The following is a 21095-nucleotide window of genomic DNA, read 5'->3' as shown; positions in this document are numbered from 1 at the left end:
TTTATCATAGTCATTTTAATAATGATCTGGCTAATTTTTATTAACGTAAAATCATTCATACTTAAATGTATGTAAGGGTTATAAAAAAGGGAGTGCTGATGCACTCCCCTATTAAAAATTCAACTAACTTATTAATTGGCTAGCTTTATTTTTTATCACCTTCACCTGGAACGGGGAAGCCACGTTTTTTAAGGATATATTTAACCTCTGGATCACGACCTCGGAACTTACGATAAGCTTCCTTACGGTCAGTTTCATTACCCGTTGCAAGAATAATTGAACGAAAACGCTCGGCAGTTTCTTTATCCCATACATTGCCAGTCTCTTCAAATGCTGCCCAAGTATCTGCATCCATAGTTTCAGACCATAAGTAGCTATAATAGCCTGCTGAGTATGAATCAGAAGAGAATAAATGATTAAAATGTGGCAAACGATGACGCATTACGATTTCTTTTGGCATCTTAATTTTACTTAGCGTTTCACGCTCAAATGCATCAGGATCAGTTACCGGCTCTTCACGATTATGTAGCATCATGTCAACAATGGCTGAAGATAAATATTCAACAGTAGAGAAACCTTCATTAAAGGTTTTCGACTTATTAATTTTATCCACTAATGCTTGTGGCATTGGTTTACCTGTTTCGGCATGTTTTGCATAATTGTCTAATATGTAGCGAGTTAATAACCAATTTTCGTTTACTTGGCTCGGATATTCTACAAAATCTCTTGGTGTTCCGCCTAAACCAGGATAAGTAATATCATAGTTAAGATAATGCAACGCATGTCCAAACTCATGGAATAATGTTGACGCGTCATCTAGACTTATCAAGGTAGGTTGTCCTTCTCCACCTTTAACAAAGTTATTGTTGTTTGATGCAAGTACATAACGGTTTTTACCACCTAATTCATGCTGGCTACGATATGTAGTCATCCATGCACCAGAACGTTTACCTTCTCTTGCGAAGTTATCAAGATAGAATAAGCCAATAACTTTATCACCACGTTTCACTTCAAAAGTTCGCACTTCAGGATCAAATACTGGAACAGTACCTGTGTTTTCAGTGAAATCCATGCCATAGAGTTTACCTGCAGCATCAAACATGGCATCCACCATGTTATCAAGTTTGAAGTAAGGCTTGATCTCAGCTTCATCAAGATCATACTTTGCTTTACGTACTTTTTCTGCATAAAAACGATAATCCCAAGGAGCTATGGTAATATTTGCACCTTCTGCATCTGCTACTGCCTGCATATCAGCAACTTCTTCTTTTACACGTCCGATAGCTGCAGGCCAAACTTTCATCATTAATTCCATAGCAGCTTCTGGCTCTTTCGCCATAGTGTCTGCCATACGGTAATGGGCGTGAGTTTTAAAGCCTAATACTTTAGCGCGATCAGCACGTAATTTTAAAATTTTAGCTATCGTGGCATTAGTATCATTTGCATCGCCATTATCACCGCGATTTATGTATGCGTTATAGACTTTTTCACGTAAATCACGACGCGTAGAGTTTTGAAGAAATGGTTGCATTACCGAGCGTGTATTTTTCAATGCCCAGCCCTTTTTCCCTTGTGCTTCTGCAGCCGCTTTTATAGAAGCAATAAAGCTCTCAGGTAGCCCAGCTAAATCCGCTTTATCAGTGAGGTAAATATAGGTTTCTTCATCAGCAAGTACTTTATTAGAAAACTCGTTAAAAGCCTTTGCCAATTCTGTATTTAGCGCGATAAGTTTTTCTTTATCTTCACCTTTTAGCAAAGCACCATTGCGAACAAGTTGTTCATAGTTACGTTCAACTAAACGTAATTGCTGTGCATTTAAACCAGCCGACATTCTATTTTCATAAACAGTTTTGGTTTTTTCTAGCAACTTAGGATCTAATGTTAACTCGTTAAAGAAAGCAGAAACCTTAGGCATCCATTCCCCTTGAATTTTGCGAATTTCTGCATTAGATAAATTACTTGAGTGAACGCCCCAAATAGAAAAAAGTTCATCCGCAGCATTGCCAGCAAGTTCCATAGGTAACGTGAAGTTGTCAAAAGTAGCCGGAGCTGGGTTATCACGAATAGTATTAATTTCAGACTTAACCTTATCCATGATAAATTGAAAAGCACTAGGGAAATCAGCTATTTTTATTTTATCCCATGCTGGTACGCCGTCATAAGGTCCTGTCCATGTTTGTAATATGCTATTTTTTTTCGCAACATCACTGTTTGCATGAATTGCACTAACTTTATTTAATTTGTCTGTGGTCATTTTCTTTGTATGATCATCAGCCAATGCTGGAGTTGCTGCTGCACCTATTAACGCAGCGCTTGAAACGCTAAGTAACAGTTTACGGCTTAAAATAGTGAATCGCATTGATACCTCTCTAAGTAATTAGGCCCAACTGCGGGCCCTAAAAAACGCGTGTAGCGCAAAGACTATTCATTCAAGAATAAACGATGCCTTTGAACGATACAATATGTGTTAATAACGAAAGGTGTATCCAAACATGTCTATTCATTGAAAAAGTAAACTATTGTGAACATCACATCTGCTGCTTCAAATTAACCGACATATATCAATACTGTTGCTAACAATTAAGTCGGTATAAATTTACCTAATCAAAGTTGAGCCATAATTTTGCCACTATTGCTCATTACATTGCCTTAATTCCACCCCACAAAGCACTTTTTTGTTTGTTTCAATAACATTATTACAAAGTATTGGAGAGTACAGGTGTTTAATTCATATAAAAAAATTCAATTTATTGATTATCAAGACTCATATATATATCAACAAAAACGTAAGAAACAACGGCGAAAATGGCTGAAGCTGATTATCCTCGTGACACTTTTAGTTTTTTTAATTACCGTCATTGTGCCGTTAGCACAAAGTCAACACATCAATATTCAAGCGGCTAACTTGTCATTAACAGAAACAATCCCCTCTCAAAACGGAACAAATCACGATAATAATTTAATTTATAGTCCGCAATTAATATTTGATCATCCTAATAATTATCAACACATAGGACTTCCAATTGATATAAATGCCAATGTAGAGATTAGTGGTTTAATTGCATACACAACAATTAAACAAGTATTTATCAACCCTTATGCTGCTGAGTTAGAAGGTAAGTATCAATTTCCATTACCTGAAAACTCTGCAGTTAAGCACTTAGTGATAAAAATTGGGGATAAGGAAATTGTTGGTCAAATTATGGAGAAAAAAATAGCTAAAGAGCGATATCAACATGCTAAACAGCAAGGTAAAAAAGCCAGCTTAGTGCAGCAACAACGTGCAAACTTATTTACTAACCATATAGCTAACATTCCTGCTCATTCAACTGTTGTAGTAACCCTTACTTTCATTATGCCGGTAGCATATTCTGACGGTGAACTAGCGATTAACTTGCCATTAGCTATGACCACTCGATATAGCCCGCACCAATTTCAACAATCACCTGCAGAAATAACCGAAATAGATAATCAAGTCGTAGAGTTAGATGTGCCTGACTTTAACGAATCTACGCAATATAGCTTATCGCACCCTTTTCTCACGTTGAATGCATCACCTTCAAATACGCTAGCTAAAAGCCAAGCATCTATTGATATTAAACTTGATGCAGGAGCGGAAATTTCAACCATACACAGTGCCAGTCATAAAATTAACACCAAACCGTTAAATAATCAGCTCTCACAATATCTAATTACCCTCTCTAAAGCACAAACACTGGCTAATAAAAACTTCAATTTAACTTGGCAACTTAAGCCGATGCAAGCACCACAAATAAGTAGCTATACAGAAAAGGTCGACGATGAGCACTATACACTGTTAACTTTTTTTCCTCCGCAAACAAAAGCCACTGAAATTTTTGCTCGTGATGTGATTTTTATTATAGACACCTCTGGTTCAATGCAAGGCGCTTCAATCGCACAAGCAAAACATAGTTTACAACAAGGAATAGCGCTACTTAATAACAACGATAGTTTTAATATTATCGCCTTTAATCATACGGTTGATTTATTGTTTACGAAAACACAGATGGTAAATGAAACCACCATTAGTCAAGCCCACCAATTTATAGACAACTTAAATGCCGATGGCGGTACCGAAATGTACCGACCTTTAAGCCAAGCATTAGTAATGGCAAAAAATACGGCTCAATCAACACGAGCTATTCGTCAAGTCGTATTTATCACCGATGGCGCCGTTGCAAATGAGTTTGAGTTAATGAAGTTGCTTGCCGGAGCACACAATAACTTTCGTTTGTTTACGGTTGGTATTGGTGCGGCACCCAATGGTTACTTCATGAAAAAAGCCGCACAGTTTGGTCGGGGAAGTTTTGTTTATATCCAAAATATAAATCAGGTACGAAATAAAATATCCGCATTAATGACCAAAATCAGCCAACCTGCACTCAGTAATATTGAGCTAAAAGTTGACAATAATATTCATCAGAACATTGAAATATATCCAAAAAAGATAGCTGACTTATATTTAGGCGAACCGATGCAGGTCGCAATAAAATCCAAACACCCTATTACTAGTATTGAATTAACGGGAGATACAGCTAAAAAGTCATGGCAAAAACTACTTTTTATTGACGATACCTATCCTTCTCAAGGAATATCAAGTATTTGGGCACGTAATAAAATTGAAGATTTACTCGATGGTTTAGTCATGGGTGTTGATAAAGGCGAGGTTAAGGGACACGTTATCTCGGTTTCACTCGCTCATCAAATAATTTCCCCTTACACCAGCTTTATTGCCGTAGAAAAAGCAGCGGAGAAGGCGCATGAATCCACACTTAAAAAAATGAATACTGCTAAAAATTCACACAACAGTTTTATGGTAGCCGTTCCTAAAACTGCATTAGGGTGGCAACAGCAATTTCTAATTGGGCTAATACTCGTTTCACTAGGGTTACTCATCTTACGAGTAAAATCTAAGTAATATGAAATTAATTTTTATATATATTTTATTCGTCATAGGAGGGCTACTTTGCATTCATGCCAGTTGGTTGCCCGCAAAAGCTTGGCTTTCGCAACAGTTAATTAGTTATAGCTGGCACCAGTCTATTGACCAACAAAAACTATATCGTAAGAAAGTAGCAATAAAACCATGGCCTTGGGCTGATACTTTTCCAATTGCTGAATTGTCCTTTAAACGTATAGAAAAAGATATTGTGGTATTAAATGGAGGCGATCCCACCACCTTAGCATTTTCAGCAGGAGCTATAGCTCCATTTAATCTAGCTAACCATACCAGTGCATTTGTAGTTGCGGGGCATAATGATAGTCATTTTTCTTTTTTAGAGGATGTAATAATGAAAGATGTTATTTCAATGACGGACCAATACGGTAAAAGCCAACTTTATCAAGTTGAAGCTATTGATATTATTGACGCTTCTTCTGGGCAATTACCTATTGTTACAAACAATAGTAGCTTAATTTTAATTACTTGTTATCCTTTTAGCAGTGTAGGTAATAACACAAATGAACGTTATGTTATTACCGCGAAACTTATATAGCCTGAGAATAATATTAGGTTCTTCTAATTTCCCTAAAAGAAATTAGGCTTAAGCTTAAAAAATAGGAATAAGACAATGATTAAACATAATTGCATAAAGTTATTACTTTTGATTATTACCTGCATCCATTCCACGGCAAGCTTTGCTTAGGGTTCAGGCGTTGAACTAACTGAAGATAAAAACAATAACAAAGGTAAAAAGTTGGTAGAACAATATTGTACAGCTTGCCATCAAACAAACTTAATCACGCGTAGTTCAGGTTACACCGCTAATGGTTGGAAAACTTTAACAAGAACCATGATAGACTTATCGACACAACCTGAAGTTGAGCAACATATTTTTAATTATCTTGCTGAAAACTACTCACCAAATACGTTACGCTCTCCAACGCTTATTTCTGGCGAAACCAATATAAGCTTTACCCAATGGCATACCCCTACCCTTGGACAGCGTTCACGCGATCCTATTGAAGCGGCTGACGGTTCTATTTGGTGGGCTGGACAACGAGCAAACCTTATAGGTCGTATAAACCCAAACACTGGTGAAATGAAAGAATACATATTGCCTGAAAACTCAATGCCTCATACTGTAACCACAGATCGTCATGGCAATATTTGGTATACCGGTAATAAAAATGGCAGTGTGGGTAAATTAGACATTAAAACAGAAAAAATCACCGAATTTAAGATGCCTAACAAGGAGGCAAAAGATCCCCACAGCGCTATTTTTGATGATAAAGGGATACTTTGGTTTACTTTACAGCACAGTAATATGATCGGCAGATTAAACCCTAATACTGGTGACATAAAGTTAGTTACTATGAACTCCCCAAAATCTAAACCTTATGGTATTAAAATTGATGCTAATGGCACCCCTTGGGTCGCATGTAACGGGAGAAACTGCTTAGTAAAGGTTAACCCTCAAACCATGGAGTTAACCGATATAATGTTACCTAATGAAGCAACAAGAGTACGTAGGCTAGATATAGCCGATGATGGAATGATTTGGTATGTCAACTCTTCACAAGGGCGACTAGGAAGATATAACCCTAACAACGGAGAAATTAAAGAATGGCCATCACCCAGTGGTAGTAAATCACACCCTTATGCTATCGCTATTGTAGATAATATGGTGTGGTACAACGAGTCAGGTATGAGACCCGATGCCTTAGTTAAATTTAATCCAATTAACGAGAGTTTCCAAAGCTGGGCGATACCTTCTGATCAGGTCTATGCTGGAATCATTAGGCATATGCGCCCAACCTTAGATGGTAATTTGTTAATTCATCAAAGTAGTACCAATAAAGTTATCAGAGTTAATATTCAATAAAAATGATAACATGACTTAGGCTCTGTTGCCTGTCGTACTAAAACGTTATCAGTTGGAGCACTGTCTGAGCAAGGCGCTAGTAATATGTATCATAGTAGTTTTATGTAAATTCCTAGTAACCCAGCTCAGAGAGTGTTAAGAAAATCCCAGAGTAAGGCTTTTGTCACTTCTATTCACCTGTTAAGCTTTAGAGTAGAAATATTTAATAAAATGTGTTCAGTCTTGTAGTACAAAGCCCAATAACAGATATAAAAAACAATACCGAGTAATATTCCTAATGGAAAACATAAGGTTAATATGTCAAAGAATGTCATTAAAAAATTAGTTGAAAAACACAAAGATCTTATTCATAGCGAAAATTTAAAAGTGTCCTCTCATGTACAAAGAGAGCATGATGAATGGCTGATTAATACGATAATGATTGAAAATATTGCCGTTCCATTTAAATATAAACGCCGTAAGAAATATCAATCACTTGCAGGTAACCTCGTCAATATGACTTATTACCCAGCAACTGAGAATATTGCTGGAATGGAAATAGAAGTTATGAATGTGGTGAGGATCAAAGTCGCTTAATATATAAAAACAATCTACTGATTATCATTTTAAGTTATTATAGCTATAAAAATAAACAATTTGCCCTATAATTAATCATTTTTTCAATCAATCCTTGACGAACTCTTCAACATCTTACATAAATAGATTATCAACAAAAAAAATAATAACGTTGAAATCAATGCTAATGATTAGAGTATTCTAGTGTTAGCGTAATTGGGGACTGCAAGAGGATAAACTATGATATTAAATCATATATGGGGGCTTTATGCTCACCCAAAAGAAGAATGGCAGACAATCGAAAAACGTCATGAAAGCTTGATGTACAGTATGGTTCATATATTAGTAATCGCATTAATTCCTGCTATTTGTAGTTATTATGCTACCGCGCATCTGGGTTGGGCAATTGGAGCAGGAGACGTCATCAAGTTATCACAAACTAGTGCAATAACAATGTCTATAGCTATGTATGCGGGGTTAATAGTTGGTGTATTAGCACTTGCCTACTTAATTCAGTGGATGGCTACAACATTTGATGCTAAACCTGATTTTACACAATCATTGGAACTAGCAGCCTACACGGCAACACCATTACTCATGTCAGGTTTATCTGCGTTATACCCTGTACTATGGTTTGTCGCAATAGTGGGGCTAGCCGCGTTAACTTACTCTATTTATCTATTATATTCAGGCGTACCTATAATGATGAATATTCCAGAAGAGAAAGGTTTTATATATTCAAGCTCAGTTGTTACCTGTGGATTAGTACTAATTGTTGCCTTGATGGCTACGAGCGCAGTACTTTTCGGTATGGGATTTAACGCCGACTACATCCCTCATTAATCATTTCTATTTGTAATAGAATACAAAAAAAGCAGCGAATATCGCTGCTTTTTTATATTTAAAATATTTTACCCTATTACTCACTGACTTTGTTACGGCCGGCTTTTTTGGCTCGATATAATGCTTGATCTGCTCGCTTTAAGGTTTGTTCAAAACTTTCTTTTGCTTGACGAGTTGCTACACCAATTGAAATAGTCACACTAACCGTTTTATAAGTTGTAGATTGCTTACTATCACGCTCTTTTTTGGTTTTTCTTACGGGATGTCGAATGGTGATTTTATAATCAGCAATTGCTTGACGTAAACGTTCTAACTCACCAAGCGTGTCTGCCGACTCTTTACGTGGGAAGACCACTGTAAATTCTTCACCGCCGTACCTAAATACCCGACCACCATTCTTTACTTGCGCTAATTTTGCTGCGACAAGTTTCAATACCTGATCGCCAATATCATGACCATAAGTATCATTAAATTTTTTGAAATGATCGATATCAAGCATAGCTACCGTATATTTTCGACTTAATGATAAAGCCAATTGATTTAAAGATCGACGCGATGCTAATCCAGTAAGTTCGTCTCTATAAGCAAGGTAATAAGAGTCTATAACTACCACTAAAATATATTGCAACAATAGCAATGTCATTGTCACACTTAAAGGCAGTTCTATTTGCTGCTTATATAACAGTGACCAAACAACAAACGAGGTTAGTATTGAAGAAACAAGTAGATTTGGCGTGCTCAGGCTTTTATACAAGATTGCAATGCCTAAAATATATAAGGGAACCTCTATTTTTATCAATAAAATATCTAAATAAGGTAAAGTTAGAGGCTGTAAATAAGCAAACAGCCAAACACTAATAAAGAGCCATGCTTTAGCTACTAAAATAACAACTACTAGGGAGAAAACTCGTAATAAACCATGTAGTGATAACAATCCTCTATCTTTGATAAATACAAGTAACGTTAAGCTGAATATACCTGAGAGGTAAACCCATTCATTTTCACTTTCAAAATATGCTTTTCCTGGTAACCATTGACTTTCAACAAGGTAATATATCAACCATAAAATAGTGAGTAATGAAAAACGACTACGGCTAAACTGAGCGGAAAATACAACAGAGACAAGAAATAATCCCAATAATACTTGCTCTATTAAGTAAACTTTATTCTGCCAATAATTAAAGGAATAAAATGCGAGAAAAAATGCTAACGATGAGCATAAAGCGCTCCAAAGAGTGGTTTTAAAACCTTCTAACTTAAAAATCAAAAAGTGACCTCTGTATTAATCATGTATGCACAACCACCTTTTTAAATGAAAAAAAATTAATCAGCACTAAAAGAATCTATATGAGATAATATTACCAATATTATCTATTTTGTTTCATTTATGGATAGGCAAAATAATAATGATATAACTCAATAATATAGAGATTTCTAACACGAGTCACTTTTCTTTTAAAAAGGAATAATGCATGACTTATCGTATTTGAAAATACTCATAGATAAAAAGAAAGGTTAATACGTTGGTTACATTTTTCAAACCGCCTAAAAATAAAACGACCAAGCATAAATCACAGCGCAAATTAACCATAGATTCGCTGAGCCATGAAGGGGTTGGTATTACCCGTATAGACAATAAGGTGTGCTTTGTTGAAGGCGCACTTCCAAAAGAGACAATATTAGCGACCTCTGTACAACAAAAATCACGCTATGAACGTTTCACTACCAATAAAGTTATAAATGAAAGTTCTTTTCGTATAAAACCTTTTTGTCCACATTTTGACCTTTGCGGTGGTTGTCAATTACAGCATTTACAACTACCGCAACAATTAGTTGAGAAACAAAAAGCGGTTGGGCAATTATTTACTAAATTTGCTCAATTAAATGAATTAAATTGGCAAACTCCGATTGAATCAGACACCTTACATTATCGTAGAAGCGCAAGAATAGCAGTACTTTACCAACCACAAAAAAAAGTATTTCAACTAGGTTTTCGCCAGCAAGGCGCTAAAAAGATTGTGAATATTGAACATTGTTTGATATTAGAACAATGTTATCAAAATATATTTACAGCTTTTCGCCAGTTATTACCGCAATTAAAAAATGGCAAAGCCATCACTCATATTCAACTATGTAGTGTTAACCACGCATTTGTTATTGTTCGTCATATAAAGCCATTACCTGCCAGTGATGTTGAATTATTAAAAAAAGTTTGCGAAAAAAATGGATGGAAGTTGGTATTAGAAGGTGAAACAGAAAACTTTATTTTTATTGATCAACAAAAAGAGAGTTTACCTCGTTATCAACTTAACCAACAAGACCTAGTATTTAAATTTAATTTTAATAACTTTATTCAAGTAAATAATCTCGTTAACCAGAAGATGATCACTCAAGCACTTCAATGGCTTGCGCTTAAAGAGAATGAAAACGTATTAGATCTCTTTTGCGGCATAGGCAACTTTAGCTTAGCTATGGCCATATCGGCTCAAAATGTTGTTGGAATTGAAGGCGTTGAAAGTTCCGTTGCAGTCGCTAGAAGTAATGCGCAATTAAATGCAATTGAAAATGCTACTTTTTACTGTCAAGATCTCACAGAAAACATGTCAAAAGCGTTATGGTATCAACAAGAATACGATGTCTTAGTTTTAGATCCCTCGAGAGCTGGTGCATTAGACATTTTACAGCAATTACCTTTAAAAAAGTTTAAACGAATTTTGTATATTTCATGTGATCCTGTAACATTAGCTCGAGACAGTAAACTGATCACTGATGCTGGTTTTACTTTAAATAAAGTCGCATTAATGAATATGTTTCCACACACTAAACACATTGAAACAATGGCATTATTTGTTAAACCTTAGTACGCTATAGGTGAATTAAATATGAGTTGATACGCTAATCACTTTTTTTGATTAGTATGAGAAAATTAATACAGTTGTCAGACTAATTTCAAACGTTAGAATAACGTTACTTTTAAGGTTAAATATATGTTCGAATTAGGTTTTACTATGAAAAACTCTAAAGATAATAGAGTGAACTCTCTGATTTTTATCTTTATCTTACTGACTCTACTTATTTCTTCTCTTGCGATGGCTGATAACGCAACTTCAGGTACTTTATCACCAGATAAAAAAGTGACGAAGGTATTTACTCATATAGAACAATCACTTATTGCATTAAAACAAGGTGATCGTTTCAACAAAGCTGAAATAAAAATATTACTCACTGAACACTTATTACCAGAGGTAAATACACGTTATTTTACCTATAAAGTATTAGGCCAAAATTTAACTAAACTATCAGAAAATTTAAAGGCTGAATTTATTAACGAATTATCTCTACAATTAATAAACTCTTATAGCCAATTATTAAGTAAATACAATAATGAAGCGATAAAGGTTGCTCAAAGTACGTTGTCTAAAAGCGGAAAAATGGCAATGGTCAATATAGAAATTGTTGGTCTAGAAAAAACAAATAAAGCGATAGTAAAATTAATACAACTAGAAAATGACAACTGGCAATTTTTTGATATCGTGGTAGAAGGTATCAGCTTACTTCAAAGTAAACAAAATGAGATCAACGCAAGTATTAATAAAATCGGGGTTGAAGAAACATTATTACTACTGAAAAAACTTAATCAAAGCACTTCATAGCTTTTAGCTACTAACTTAAAACCTAGGTTCAACAATTCTTATGACAATATGGTCAACCATATCGGCAGATATAATCAATTCTTATCAGTTTATTTTAAATAATAAGTTTATCGTCACGCTAATCCTTTTAGGTTTTTTTGTTTTAATTAAGCGTTTACTCGTTAAAATAATAAAGCGTAAATCGAAACAAGAAAGGCGCCTAAAAATCAATATGGTAAATAATATTTTTACCTTGGTGCTTATTGTGATCGTTTTTAATATCTGGTCTGAAGAAATTCAAAAGTTTGCTTTTTCAATTGCCGCTTTTATCGTGGCAATAGTATTAGCCACTCGTGAATTTATACAATGTTTTATTGGCTTTTTGTATGTATTGTCTAACCGCCCTTTTCGAATTGGCGATTGGGTACAGGTAGGTAATTACTTTGGCGAGGTACATTCTAACGACTGGGCTAAACTAACCCTGCTGGAAGTAAATATTGACGATTACCAATACACAGGTAAAACACTTTATTTACCTAACAGCCAACTAATTACGCACACCATTAAAAACTTAAACTTTTTAAAACGTTACACTATGCATCATTTTACTATTGTCCGTGACGCCAGTGTAAACCCATTTGAATTTATTGATGAATTAACCGTAAAGGCTAACCAGTATTGTGAAGATTTTAGAGATGTCGCTATTCGCTATAATCAGTTAATTGAAAGTCGATTAGATGTAAATATTGCGGGTCCTGAGCCACATATCCAAGTGGCAACCTCTAACTTAGGTGATACTCAAGTATTTTTTACTATATTCTGCCCAACAGATCGTGCACTAGAAATTGAACAAAAGTTAACTTCTGATTTTATGACATTATGGTTCGCTAAATGTCAGCAAATTAAACCTGCCTAGTAAAATTAATAGAGAGATAAAACCAAAGCAGTGGCATTATCTCTCTAATTATTGACACGCTAGAGATCAGCTATTTTTAATAACCAATGAACCATCTACATGAATATCGCGTTGCGGAAATGCAACTACAATATTATGCTCTTCAAATAGCTCATCTAGTCGAAAGCGTATGTTACTTCGAGTAACTCGCAAACCTCCTTCCACATTAGAGTTAATCCAAAAATTAACTTCAAAGATTAATGAGTTATCACCAAAATCGTCAAATACGACTACAGGTTTAGGGTTAGGTAACACTTCAGGTTGCTCTACAGTGGCCTGTAAAATAATATCTGCCACCTTTTTGGCCGGTGAACCATAAGCAACCCCTACCCTCACAGATGTTCTAATTAAACGATCAACTAGAGTCCAATTTACTACAGTATTTTCAAGTAATTTACTATTAGGAATTAATATGTGAACACCATCAACCCGTCGAATACGAGTGGATCTGGTATTAATTTGCTCAACAATCCCCTTCGCTTCTTCAACTTCTAGAAAATCACCAATGCGTATTGGTTTTTCCCACATTAAAATCCAGCCACTAATAAAATTATTAATGATATTCTGAGCACCAAAACCAAACCCTATGGCTATAGCACCTGATAAAAATGCAAATGCTGTCAGTGGAACTTTAATTAAATCAAGCAATGTAATTACAAGTATCGCGATAGCAACAACATAAAAAACCCGCTGTAACAATTGAATAACGTTAGGATCTATTTGTTTAGCTGACAAACGTTTGGTCATTATTCTTACAAACCATTTTGTTAATAAGATCCCTACAAACAAAATAGCAGGTATGAGTAATATCTCCCCTACAGTTATCGGTTGGCTATCTATACTAAATACAGTGAAATTAATTAACTTATTAAAATTTTCATCAACCATATTGTATTTAACTCACTATCTCTTCATTTCAAAAAGGTAATATTCATTACGAGTTTAAAAACACACCTGAAGGATCAACTAAAAAGCGTGAACCAATGGCTTCTCTTCCAAATAACATCAAATAATTCATATCAGAACGATCAGTTAAGGTAATTTCAATCGGCCAAGTGTCACTTCCTAATGTGATTGGTGTTGTGATCACATAACGCTGCTCAGACGTACCATTAGATGATTTAATTTTACGAATATCACTTATTGGCGCACTACAATTGACAATAGTTTTAACGTTATGAACATCTGGGTGAATGTCAAACTTAACCCAAAGTTTACCGCCTTTTTTAAATTTACAAATATTATCAACATGTAGTGATGATGTTTTGGCACCGGTATCAACTCTTACCTGTAAATCTTCAATACCTAAATCAGGTAAAGCAATGGTTTCAAGTCGACCTATTGTTTTTTTATTTATCATTTCCATAACTTTATTTCTTTTAATTATTCACATCGGGTAATAGAAGTTCTTGCACTGTCTCTATTTGCTCTGCAATATTTTCATCGTCTTCACTAAAAAAGGCCACATGAAACATAGCTTCACCTTCTTGTACTAATGGAATATTTTGTTTCCCAATTAAAATCCCCGAACGTGTTGCTTTAACCACATCAATAATATCGCCATAAGGGCTGCCAATTTCAGCCAAAATATCGCCTTTGTTTACTTGATCACCTAAATTAACCATACTATGAAAAATGCCACTCGCATTAGCTCTTAACCACTGACTACTATTCGCTATATAAGGTTCGTATACTTTTTTCTTCGATGTTGATTTTCTCATCATTCCTAAGTGACGAAGAATGTTTTGAATACCCTTAATACCCGCACGTATTGAAAATTCATCAAAACGTAATGCTTCACCCGCTTCATACAGCAATACTTTAGTTTGATTCTTAACAGCAGCTTCTCTTAACGAACCATCAACTAAGTTAGAATTTAACACTACTGGCGCACCAAAAACTTGTGCTAATTTTTTAGTTTCTTCATCATCCATATCAGCACGAATTTGTGGTAAATTTGAACGGTGAATAGCGCCTGTGTGTAAATCAATGCCATAGTCACAATGTTTAACTATTTCATTAAGAAAAATATGAGCTACACGTCCTGCCAAAGACCCTTTTGCTGAGCCTGGGAAACAACGGTTAAGGTCACGTCTGTCTGGCATATAGCGACTTTGGTTTACAACACCATATACATTAACCATTGGTACAGCAATTACCGTCCCTTTAGTGATAGAAAACTTTTTCTGACCTATCAAACGTCTAATAATTTCAATACCATTTAATTCATCGCCATGTACTGCGGCACTAATAAAAATAGTAGGTCCGGGCCTTTTACCGCGTATAATATGTACAGGTAAAGAAACACTAGCATCTGTATAAAGCTTTGCTACAGGTAAGTTAATTTTTCGCTGTTCGCCCGGTAAAATATCAAACTCACCAATTCGTAATGCTGCCATCAATTTTCCTATTATCCTTTGCCTGTTGTTTTTGAACTATGTGGTTTCGCCGTTTTTTCTATAAAATCGAAAACCATACCAGCGACATCTTTACCTGTTGCCTTTTCAATGCCTTCAAGACCAGGAGACGAATTAACTTCCATGACCATAGGGCCATTTTGAGAGCGTAATAAGTCAACGCCACAGACATGTAGTCCCATAACTTTTGCTGCATTTACCGCAGTCTCTCTTTCTGCTTTAGAAAGTTTAACAACCTCAGCACTACCACCACGGTGTAAGTTCGAGCGAAACTCACCTTCAGCACCTTGACGCTTCATAGCAGCAACAACACGACCACCAATAACTAAACATCGAATATCAGCCCCGCCGGCTTCTTTCACAAACTCTTGCACTAAAATATTAGCTTTAAGGCCCATAAAAGCCTCAATAATTGCTTCCGCAGCTTTTGCTGTATCAGCTAACACCACACCAATACCCTGTGTGCCTTCAAGTAATTTAATTACTACGGGCGCTCCACCAACATTTTTAATCAAATCTTTTATGTTATCTGGCTTACTAGCAAAGCCTGTACGAGGTAAACCAATGCCTTTTCTTGATAATAATTGTAATGAACGTAATTTATCTCTAGAGCGACTAATAGCTACAGATTCGTTAACGTTAAAAGTGCCCATCATTTCAAATTGTCGCGCAACCGCTGTGCCATAAAAAGTAACTGAAGCTCCAATACGAGGAATAATTGCATCGTATTGCGGTAACTCTACACCGTGATAACGTACCGTTGGTCTACTACTGGTAATATCCATATAACAATGAAGTGTATCGATAATATCAACCTCATGTCCTTTCGCTTCTCCGGCTTCTTTTAAGCGACGCGTTGAATATAAGTTTGAATTTCTTGATAAAATAGCAATTTTCATAAATGATAAACCCTAATTTCATCTATTAAATGATGAAATAAAATAATTAATGTAAAAATATATGTAAAGTGTATAGTCAACGCTAAAGACAATAAAACGCTATATTTTGCTTAGTTCAATCAAAAATATTGATTACAGCAGATATTGAGATAGATTTTATGAAAATAGAGTTATTAAAAACCTTCTTAGAGGTTAGTAGAACATTACACTTTAGGCTAGCGTCCGAGAACTTGTTTATTACTCAGTCAGCTGTAAGTGCTCGTATTAAGTTACTTGAGGAAGACTTAGGTGTTTTATTATTTGATCGTAGCCAAAAACATTTAAAAATAACCCCTGAGGGCCATCGATTAATAAAACATGCCAATGAGTTACTGTTAATGTGGCAAAAAACCAAACAAGATATCAGTATAGCTGAAACCGATGCTTTACAACTTGTTGTTGGTTCTATGATGTCTATTTGGGATATTATATTACAAGGCTGGCTACAAAAAATTCACCGAAACATTGATGATGTAAGTCTATTCACCAGTACTTATTCACCGATTGAATTACGTAAAAGCGTATTAAATAGAATTGTAGATATTGCTTTTTTATTTGAACCTCCTTATGTGGAAGAGTTAGTGACTGAAAAAATTGCTTCTGTTCCACTACATCTAGTATCAACAGAACCATGTCATAGTAATGAAGTATTTAACCTTGAAAACTATATAATGGTTGATTACGGTGAATCTGTTAACGCTCAACATTTACGTGAATTTCATGATGCCCCACCAGCTAAGCATTATATGAGTCAACCTAGAGTAGCCTTAAATTTTATACTTGATGCGGGTGGCAGCGCTTATTTACCTCGACAAATGATCTTTGATTATTTAAAAAGTGAAAAGTTATACATGGTTGAGAATACACCGATATATACACGAGACGTTTATGCTATATATTTAGCAAAAAGTCAGAAATCAGAAGTAATAAAACAAGCATTACAATTATTTCCTCACTTAAAAACATAAAGTTAATCCGATTCTATTTAAAACTAACATGAAAAGTGAGAGCCAGATAAATATCCACATTGAACCTGGCTCTAAACTTAACAATTAATCCTTAGGCTTTCGGTAAAGCTTTAATTGGATAATAATCTTCAGATTCTAGTTCATCATTAATGCATGTTAACAAATATGCATCTAACTCATCTTTAGGTGTTTCATCTTCAACGGCATAACCTTGACACATTTTTAATAATGACAAGACATATTCTTTAGATGCTTGTTTTAATTCAACTTCATCTTCTTGTGCAAAGCTTGAACTTGAAACAAGTGTTAACAATATGCAGGCAATAAGTGTTTTTTTCATAGTTATTTTCTCTTTCATTACTTTTGTTAAATCTAAAATAAACCTAGGAACTCCCTAGATTAATGTCTATCCCAATAATCACTTAACGTATTTGTTTCGCGATCAAAACGACGTTTTTCACAAAGCGACTCTAACTTCTCTCTAATTCGATGTTTTTGTTTCACTGTTCTTCTAATCATCGCTTTTTTTGGCGTACCATAGGCAATTTCAAAGCCAGCAATACCAGAATCAAGGTTTAAATCATCATCAATATCGATATCGTTATCGTCGTATAAATCAATGTTCATTTACTCACCCTTTCAAAACTAACAATGGATTTCGTAAATAATGTTCCCAATATTTAATAAAGAAAAGCGAAATATTTTCGTTTTATTAATCAATATTTTTGATTAAACACAAGGCTAATACAGAAAGTATTAATTATTGAAAATAATAAATAAAAGGTGAGAAGTTTAATAATTGGCATAACAATACTAACCGCAAACAATTAAGTTGGGGTTAGTATTCAAGGGGATTTATTGAAGAACTTTGAAGTAGATGAGCTCACTTAAAAGTAATATAAAAATCAATTTAAAACCATTTTTTCTTTTTAAAAATAAGCACTTGAAGTGCCACTATAACAACTAGAATACCGCTAAAAATAATAAAAGCGTTTGTGTTTTCAGCACCTGGTATCCCTCCTACATTTATTCCTAAAAGTCCGGTTAAAAAACCAAGAGGCAAAAATATTGCAGCAACTATCGACAGAACATACATTCGATTGTTCATTTGTTCAGCCAGTCTATTATTTATCTCTTCTTGGGTAACAGCTGCACGGTCTTTAATAGAATCTAAATCTTCAATAAAACGTGTTAAATGATCTGTGGTTTCACGTAATTGAATTTTTTCATCCGATGAGAATAGCGTTATTTTTTCACTGAGTAATTGTAACATTGCCTCTCGCTGAGGTGATAGATAGCGTCTTAGTGAAATAATTTGTCGACGTAAACCAGCAACATCATTTCTTAGCTCATAGGTGCTTGATGTGAGGATACTTTCCTCAATTTCGGCTACCTTGTCTTCAATATCATTAATTGTATCAGTCATGCGTTCGATTAAACGGCCTGTTAAAGACACCGTAAACTGAGCAGGACTTTTAGGTCCTATACCTTGTTCTAAGTCATCCGCCATATCTTTTGTTGACAATAAAGTGCGTCTTCTTGTACTGACAATATAGTTTGGTGTAAACCATACTCTGATCGACACCATATCTTCAGGGTTACTATCGGGTGCTAAATTAACGCCTCTTAAAGAAATTAATACGCCTTCATTAAGAGGCGTTGCTCTTGGGCGGGTTTCCTCATTTAATAATGCGTTGATTACCGCTGGGTTAAGCTGACTATGATTTTCAAACCATTCTTTAGTCGTTGCTTTTGTATAATCGAAATGTAGCCAATACTTTCTTGATGTATCAAGGGTTTCTAGTGATAGAATTTTCTCACCCTTAGCATCGTTATTGAAATAGTAGCCATAGACAAACTCTTTCGAACTCATTATTTTTTCCTTTCTAAAAAACACCAAGTAGCATTAATGACTACAATAGAAATAAAGTACCACAGCCTAAAAAGGCAATAAAACCAAAAATATCAGTGACTGTTGTTAAAATGACTGAACCTGATAATGCAGGATCAATATTTAATTTATTAAGCACCCAAGGCACCCAAACACCTGATAATGATGCCACAATTATATTTCCTAAAATCGCAATACAAATAGTGAATGAAAGCATGGGACTTTCAAACCAAAAATAGGTAATTATCCCAATTACCAGTGCCCATAATATGCCATTAATAGCACCTACTTTAAGCTCTTTATTAATAATTGCTTTTTTATTAGCATCAGTAATTTGCCCTAACGCTAACCCCCTAATAATTAAAGTAAGGGTTTGACTACCTGAAATCCCCCCCATAGAAGCTACTACGGGCATAAGTACTGCTAATGCGACCACTTGTTGTAATGTTGCTTCAAATAAACCTATAAACCAAGAAGCTAAAAAGGCCGTTATTAAATTAATTCCTAACCAAATAGCGCGGTTTTTACTACTTAACCACACACTAGCAAATAAATCTTCCTCTTCAACTAAACCGGCTGATTGCATTAATTGATTGTCTCTTTCTTCTTCTTGGTGTTTAAAAGCAGAAAACAAATCAAGTCTCCCCATTAAACGACCATTATCATCGACAATAGGAAGCGCTGATTTACCTGACATGATAACAATTTCGGCAGCCTCATCCATATCACTGCTTGCTTGTAAAAACTGGATATCATGGTTAATAACATCAACTAATAACGCGTCATCATCTAAGCTTAACAAGCGGTTAATCGCAATTTCACCCACTAATTTTGATTGTGAATCAGTAACGTAAACTGTTTCCGTCAACTGTGGTAATGATTTAGAGCACAACTTTTTGGCGGCAGATACTTTTATTTGCTGAGGAATTTGTTTTGCATTAAACGTTTGCCAATGCCCTACTTCATCGTCTTTATAATCTTGGGCCGCTTTAAAGTGCTCACGTTGTTTCGCGGTCATTTGAGCGACAGCGTATTCAACAAAACGATCACTTAAATCATCAGTAAAATCAAGTAAACTACTTGCGTCTAATTTATCTAATAACAAATAGCATGCATCATCGCTAAGTACATTTAACAGCATCTGCCGAGACTCATTTTTCATTTCTAGAAAAACGTCTTTTTGGCAATCACTCGGTAATAATTCCCAAACAATTAAACGAGATTTAATTGGAAACGCTTCTAATAAAATTGCTATTTGCTCAGGTTGAAGTTGCTCAGCTAACTCTCCAATGAGTAAATCTAGAGACAACTCCTCAGCAAGGTGTTGCTCTAACTTTTCAATGTAATCTGAGAGTATATCTAACGTCATCGTACTTCCTTTCTTGAATACTTTATAAATGGTAATGCTGAGCGTGTGTACTTAATAAAATAACACTAACGTTTGTAAATCTTTAATCAAATATTTCAATCAAACGTAATAAAATTTTGCGTTTTATTACTCTAGTGACTTAACGATAAAATACAGTAAATACAATTAATTTAATTAACAACGCCATGGAAATGCCTATATTACAGCCTTTTGCGATAAAAACCCAAAAGAGCAACTTTTTAACCAAAGTATGGTTGTTACTTTTTAGAAGACGTCAGTGGCAATTAACTGAAAATTGGCATTATCAATTACCTAATAATAGAAGCATAATCTTTCCTAAAGGTTTTATTTTTGATGGTAGTTCATACCCTGCAATTGTTTGGATATTTTTTTCACCCACAGGACTATTATTAATTCCTGTTATTATTCACGATTTTTGTTTTAAATATAATTACTTATGGGGAATAAAAGATAACAAAGTATATAAATATAAACCGCAATTTGGTTTCTTTGCATGGTGTAAATTAATACGCCAAGTCGGCATAGAACGTAATGAACTCTATTTAATTGACTACTTTACTTGGCTATTAACCATATTATTTGGTTGGCCTCTATGGATAATGTTACGTAGAAAGGTTCCTGAAGATCTAAAACCTAAATTAATAAAGCAGTAAATAATGGC

General features: G+C 34.9%; 20 protein-coding genes. 10 read left to right on the top strand and 10 right to left on the bottom strand.

Annotated features, from left to right (window positions below; genetic code table 11):
• Positions 1-145: 145 nt before the first annotated feature.
• Positions 146-2359 carry a M3 family metallopeptidase gene (locus IE155_RS06835; protein WP_189377485.1) on the bottom strand — a complete coding sequence of 738 codons (2214 nt, stop codon included), beginning with the start codon at positions 2357-2359 and terminating at the stop codon, positions 146-148.
• Between the two features lie 360 nt (positions 2360-2719).
• Here IE155_RS06835 and IE155_RS06830 point away from each other — a divergent pair, with 360 nt between their 5' ends.
• From IE155_RS06830 to IE155_RS06810, 5 genes are all read left to right on the top strand, one after another.
• Complete coding sequence (locus IE155_RS06830; RefSeq protein WP_189377484.1) at positions 2720-4939, top strand: marine proteobacterial sortase target protein; 2220 nt, start codon at positions 2720-2722, stop codon at positions 4937-4939.
• 1 nt (position 4940) lies between these two features.
• Positions 4941-5516, top strand: coding sequence for a class GN sortase (locus IE155_RS06825; RefSeq protein ID WP_189377483.1), 576 nt, complete (start codon positions 4941-4943; stop codon positions 5514-5516).
• Between the two features lie 201 nt (positions 5517-5717).
• On the top strand, positions 5718-6845 hold the full coding sequence (locus IE155_RS06820; protein ID WP_189377482.1) for a Vgb family protein: 1128 nt from the start codon (positions 5718-5720) through the stop codon (positions 6843-6845).
• A 297-nt stretch (positions 6846-7142) separates the two neighbouring features.
• The gene (locus IE155_RS06815) at positions 7143-7421 is read left to right on the top strand and encodes a hypothetical protein (protein WP_189377481.1); all 279 of its coding nucleotides are present in this window, start codon (positions 7143-7145) and stop codon (positions 7419-7421) included.
• Between the two features lie 219 nt (positions 7422-7640).
• Positions 7641-8243: a Yip1 family protein gene (locus IE155_RS06810; RefSeq protein ID WP_189377480.1), complete on the top strand. Its 603-nt coding sequence runs from the start codon at positions 7641-7643 to the stop codon at positions 8241-8243.
• 76 nt (positions 8244-8319) lie between these two features.
• Here the strand turns inward: IE155_RS06810 and IE155_RS06805 are convergent, their stop codons facing one another.
• On the bottom strand, positions 8320-9510 hold the full coding sequence (locus IE155_RS06805) for a GGDEF domain-containing protein (protein WP_229817106.1): 1191 nt from the start codon (positions 9508-9510) through the stop codon (positions 8320-8322).
• A gap of 256 nt (positions 9511-9766) precedes the next feature.
• Between IE155_RS06805 and rlmD the strand changes: the two genes are divergently transcribed.
• The 3 genes from rlmD (at position 9767) to IE155_RS06790 (ending at position 12791) form a co-directional block, all read left to right on the top strand.
• Positions 9767-11104, top strand: coding sequence for a 23S rRNA (uracil(1939)-C(5))-methyltransferase RlmD (gene rlmD / locus IE155_RS06800; RefSeq protein WP_189377479.1), 1338 nt, complete (start codon positions 9767-9769; stop codon positions 11102-11104).
• A 147-nt stretch (positions 11105-11251) separates the two neighbouring features.
• Positions 11252-11896: an MlaC/ttg2D family ABC transporter substrate-binding protein gene (locus tag IE155_RS06795; protein ID WP_189377478.1), complete on the top strand. Its 645-nt coding sequence runs from the start codon at positions 11252-11254 to the stop codon at positions 11894-11896.
• Between the two features lie 40 nt (positions 11897-11936).
• Positions 11937-12791: a mechanosensitive ion channel family protein gene (locus IE155_RS06790; RefSeq protein ID WP_189377477.1), complete on the top strand. Its 855-nt coding sequence runs from the start codon at positions 11937-11939 to the stop codon at positions 12789-12791.
• A gap of 66 nt (positions 12792-12857) precedes the next feature.
• Here IE155_RS06790 and IE155_RS06785 read toward each other — a convergent pair whose 3' ends face one another.
• The 4 genes from IE155_RS06785 to rimK are packed head-to-tail and all read right to left on the bottom strand — an operon-like array spanning position 12858 to position 16146.
• Positions 12858-13718, bottom strand: coding sequence for a mechanosensitive ion channel family protein (locus IE155_RS06785; protein ID WP_189377476.1), 861 nt, complete (start codon positions 13716-13718; stop codon positions 12858-12860).
• Between the two features lie 46 nt (positions 13719-13764).
• A complete protein-coding gene (locus tag IE155_RS06780) occupies positions 13765-14190 on the bottom strand; it encodes an ATP-dependent zinc protease family protein (RefSeq protein ID WP_189377547.1) in 426 nt (141 codons plus the stop codon).
• 19 nt (positions 14191-14209) lie between these two features.
• Positions 14210-15229 (bottom strand): succinylglutamate desuccinylase/aspartoacylase family protein, encoded by a 1020-nt coding sequence (locus tag IE155_RS06775; protein ID WP_189377475.1) that lies wholly within the window; start codon positions 15227-15229, stop codon positions 14210-14212.
• Positions 15230-15240: 11 nt separating this feature from the next.
• A complete protein-coding gene (gene rimK, locus IE155_RS06770; protein WP_189377474.1) occupies positions 15241-16146 on the bottom strand; it encodes a 30S ribosomal protein S6--L-glutamate ligase in 906 nt (301 codons plus the stop codon).
• 158 nt (positions 16147-16304) lie between these two features.
• Between rimK and IE155_RS06765 the strand changes: the two genes are divergently transcribed.
• Positions 16305-17153: a LysR family transcriptional regulator gene (locus IE155_RS06765; RefSeq protein ID WP_189377473.1), complete on the top strand. Its 849-nt coding sequence runs from the start codon at positions 16305-16307 to the stop codon at positions 17151-17153.
• A 91-nt stretch (positions 17154-17244) separates the two neighbouring features.
• Here the strand turns inward: IE155_RS06765 and IE155_RS06760 are convergent, their stop codons facing one another.
• The 4 genes from IE155_RS06760 to IE155_RS06745 all read right to left on the bottom strand — a co-directional run bounded on the left by IE155_RS06760 (position 17245) and on the right by IE155_RS06745 (position 20413).
• Positions 17245-17493, bottom strand: a complete 249-nt coding sequence (locus IE155_RS06760; RefSeq protein WP_189377472.1) for a hypothetical protein — start codon at positions 17491-17493, stop codon at positions 17245-17247.
• A 59-nt stretch (positions 17494-17552) separates the two neighbouring features.
• Positions 17553-17780: a hypothetical protein gene (locus tag IE155_RS06755; RefSeq protein ID WP_189377471.1), complete on the bottom strand. Its 228-nt coding sequence runs from the start codon at positions 17778-17780 to the stop codon at positions 17553-17555.
• Positions 17781-18063: 283 nt separating this feature from the next.
• Positions 18064-19026, bottom strand: a complete 963-nt coding sequence (locus tag IE155_RS06750) for a zinc transporter ZntB (protein WP_189377470.1) — start codon at positions 19024-19026, stop codon at positions 18064-18066.
• Between the two features lie 40 nt (positions 19027-19066).
• Positions 19067-20413 carry a magnesium transporter gene (locus IE155_RS06745; protein WP_189377469.1) on the bottom strand — a complete coding sequence of 449 codons (1347 nt, stop codon included), beginning with the start codon at positions 20411-20413 and terminating at the stop codon, positions 19067-19069.
• 191 nt (positions 20414-20604) lie between these two features.
• Between IE155_RS06745 and IE155_RS06740 the strand changes: the two genes are divergently transcribed.
• The gene (locus tag IE155_RS06740; protein ID WP_189377468.1) at positions 20605-21087 is read left to right on the top strand and encodes a DUF1353 domain-containing protein; all 483 of its coding nucleotides are present in this window, start codon (positions 20605-20607) and stop codon (positions 21085-21087) included.
• Positions 21088-21095 lie beyond the last annotated feature (8 nt).

It is taken from the genome of Thalassotalea profundi, assembly GCF_014653195.1.
Classification (GTDB): Bacteria; Pseudomonadota; Gammaproteobacteria; order Enterobacterales; family Alteromonadaceae; genus Thalassotalea_B; species Thalassotalea_B profundi.
Note: the sequence above shows the minus strand (reverse complement) of the source record. Positions and strands in the feature narration are given on the sequence as shown.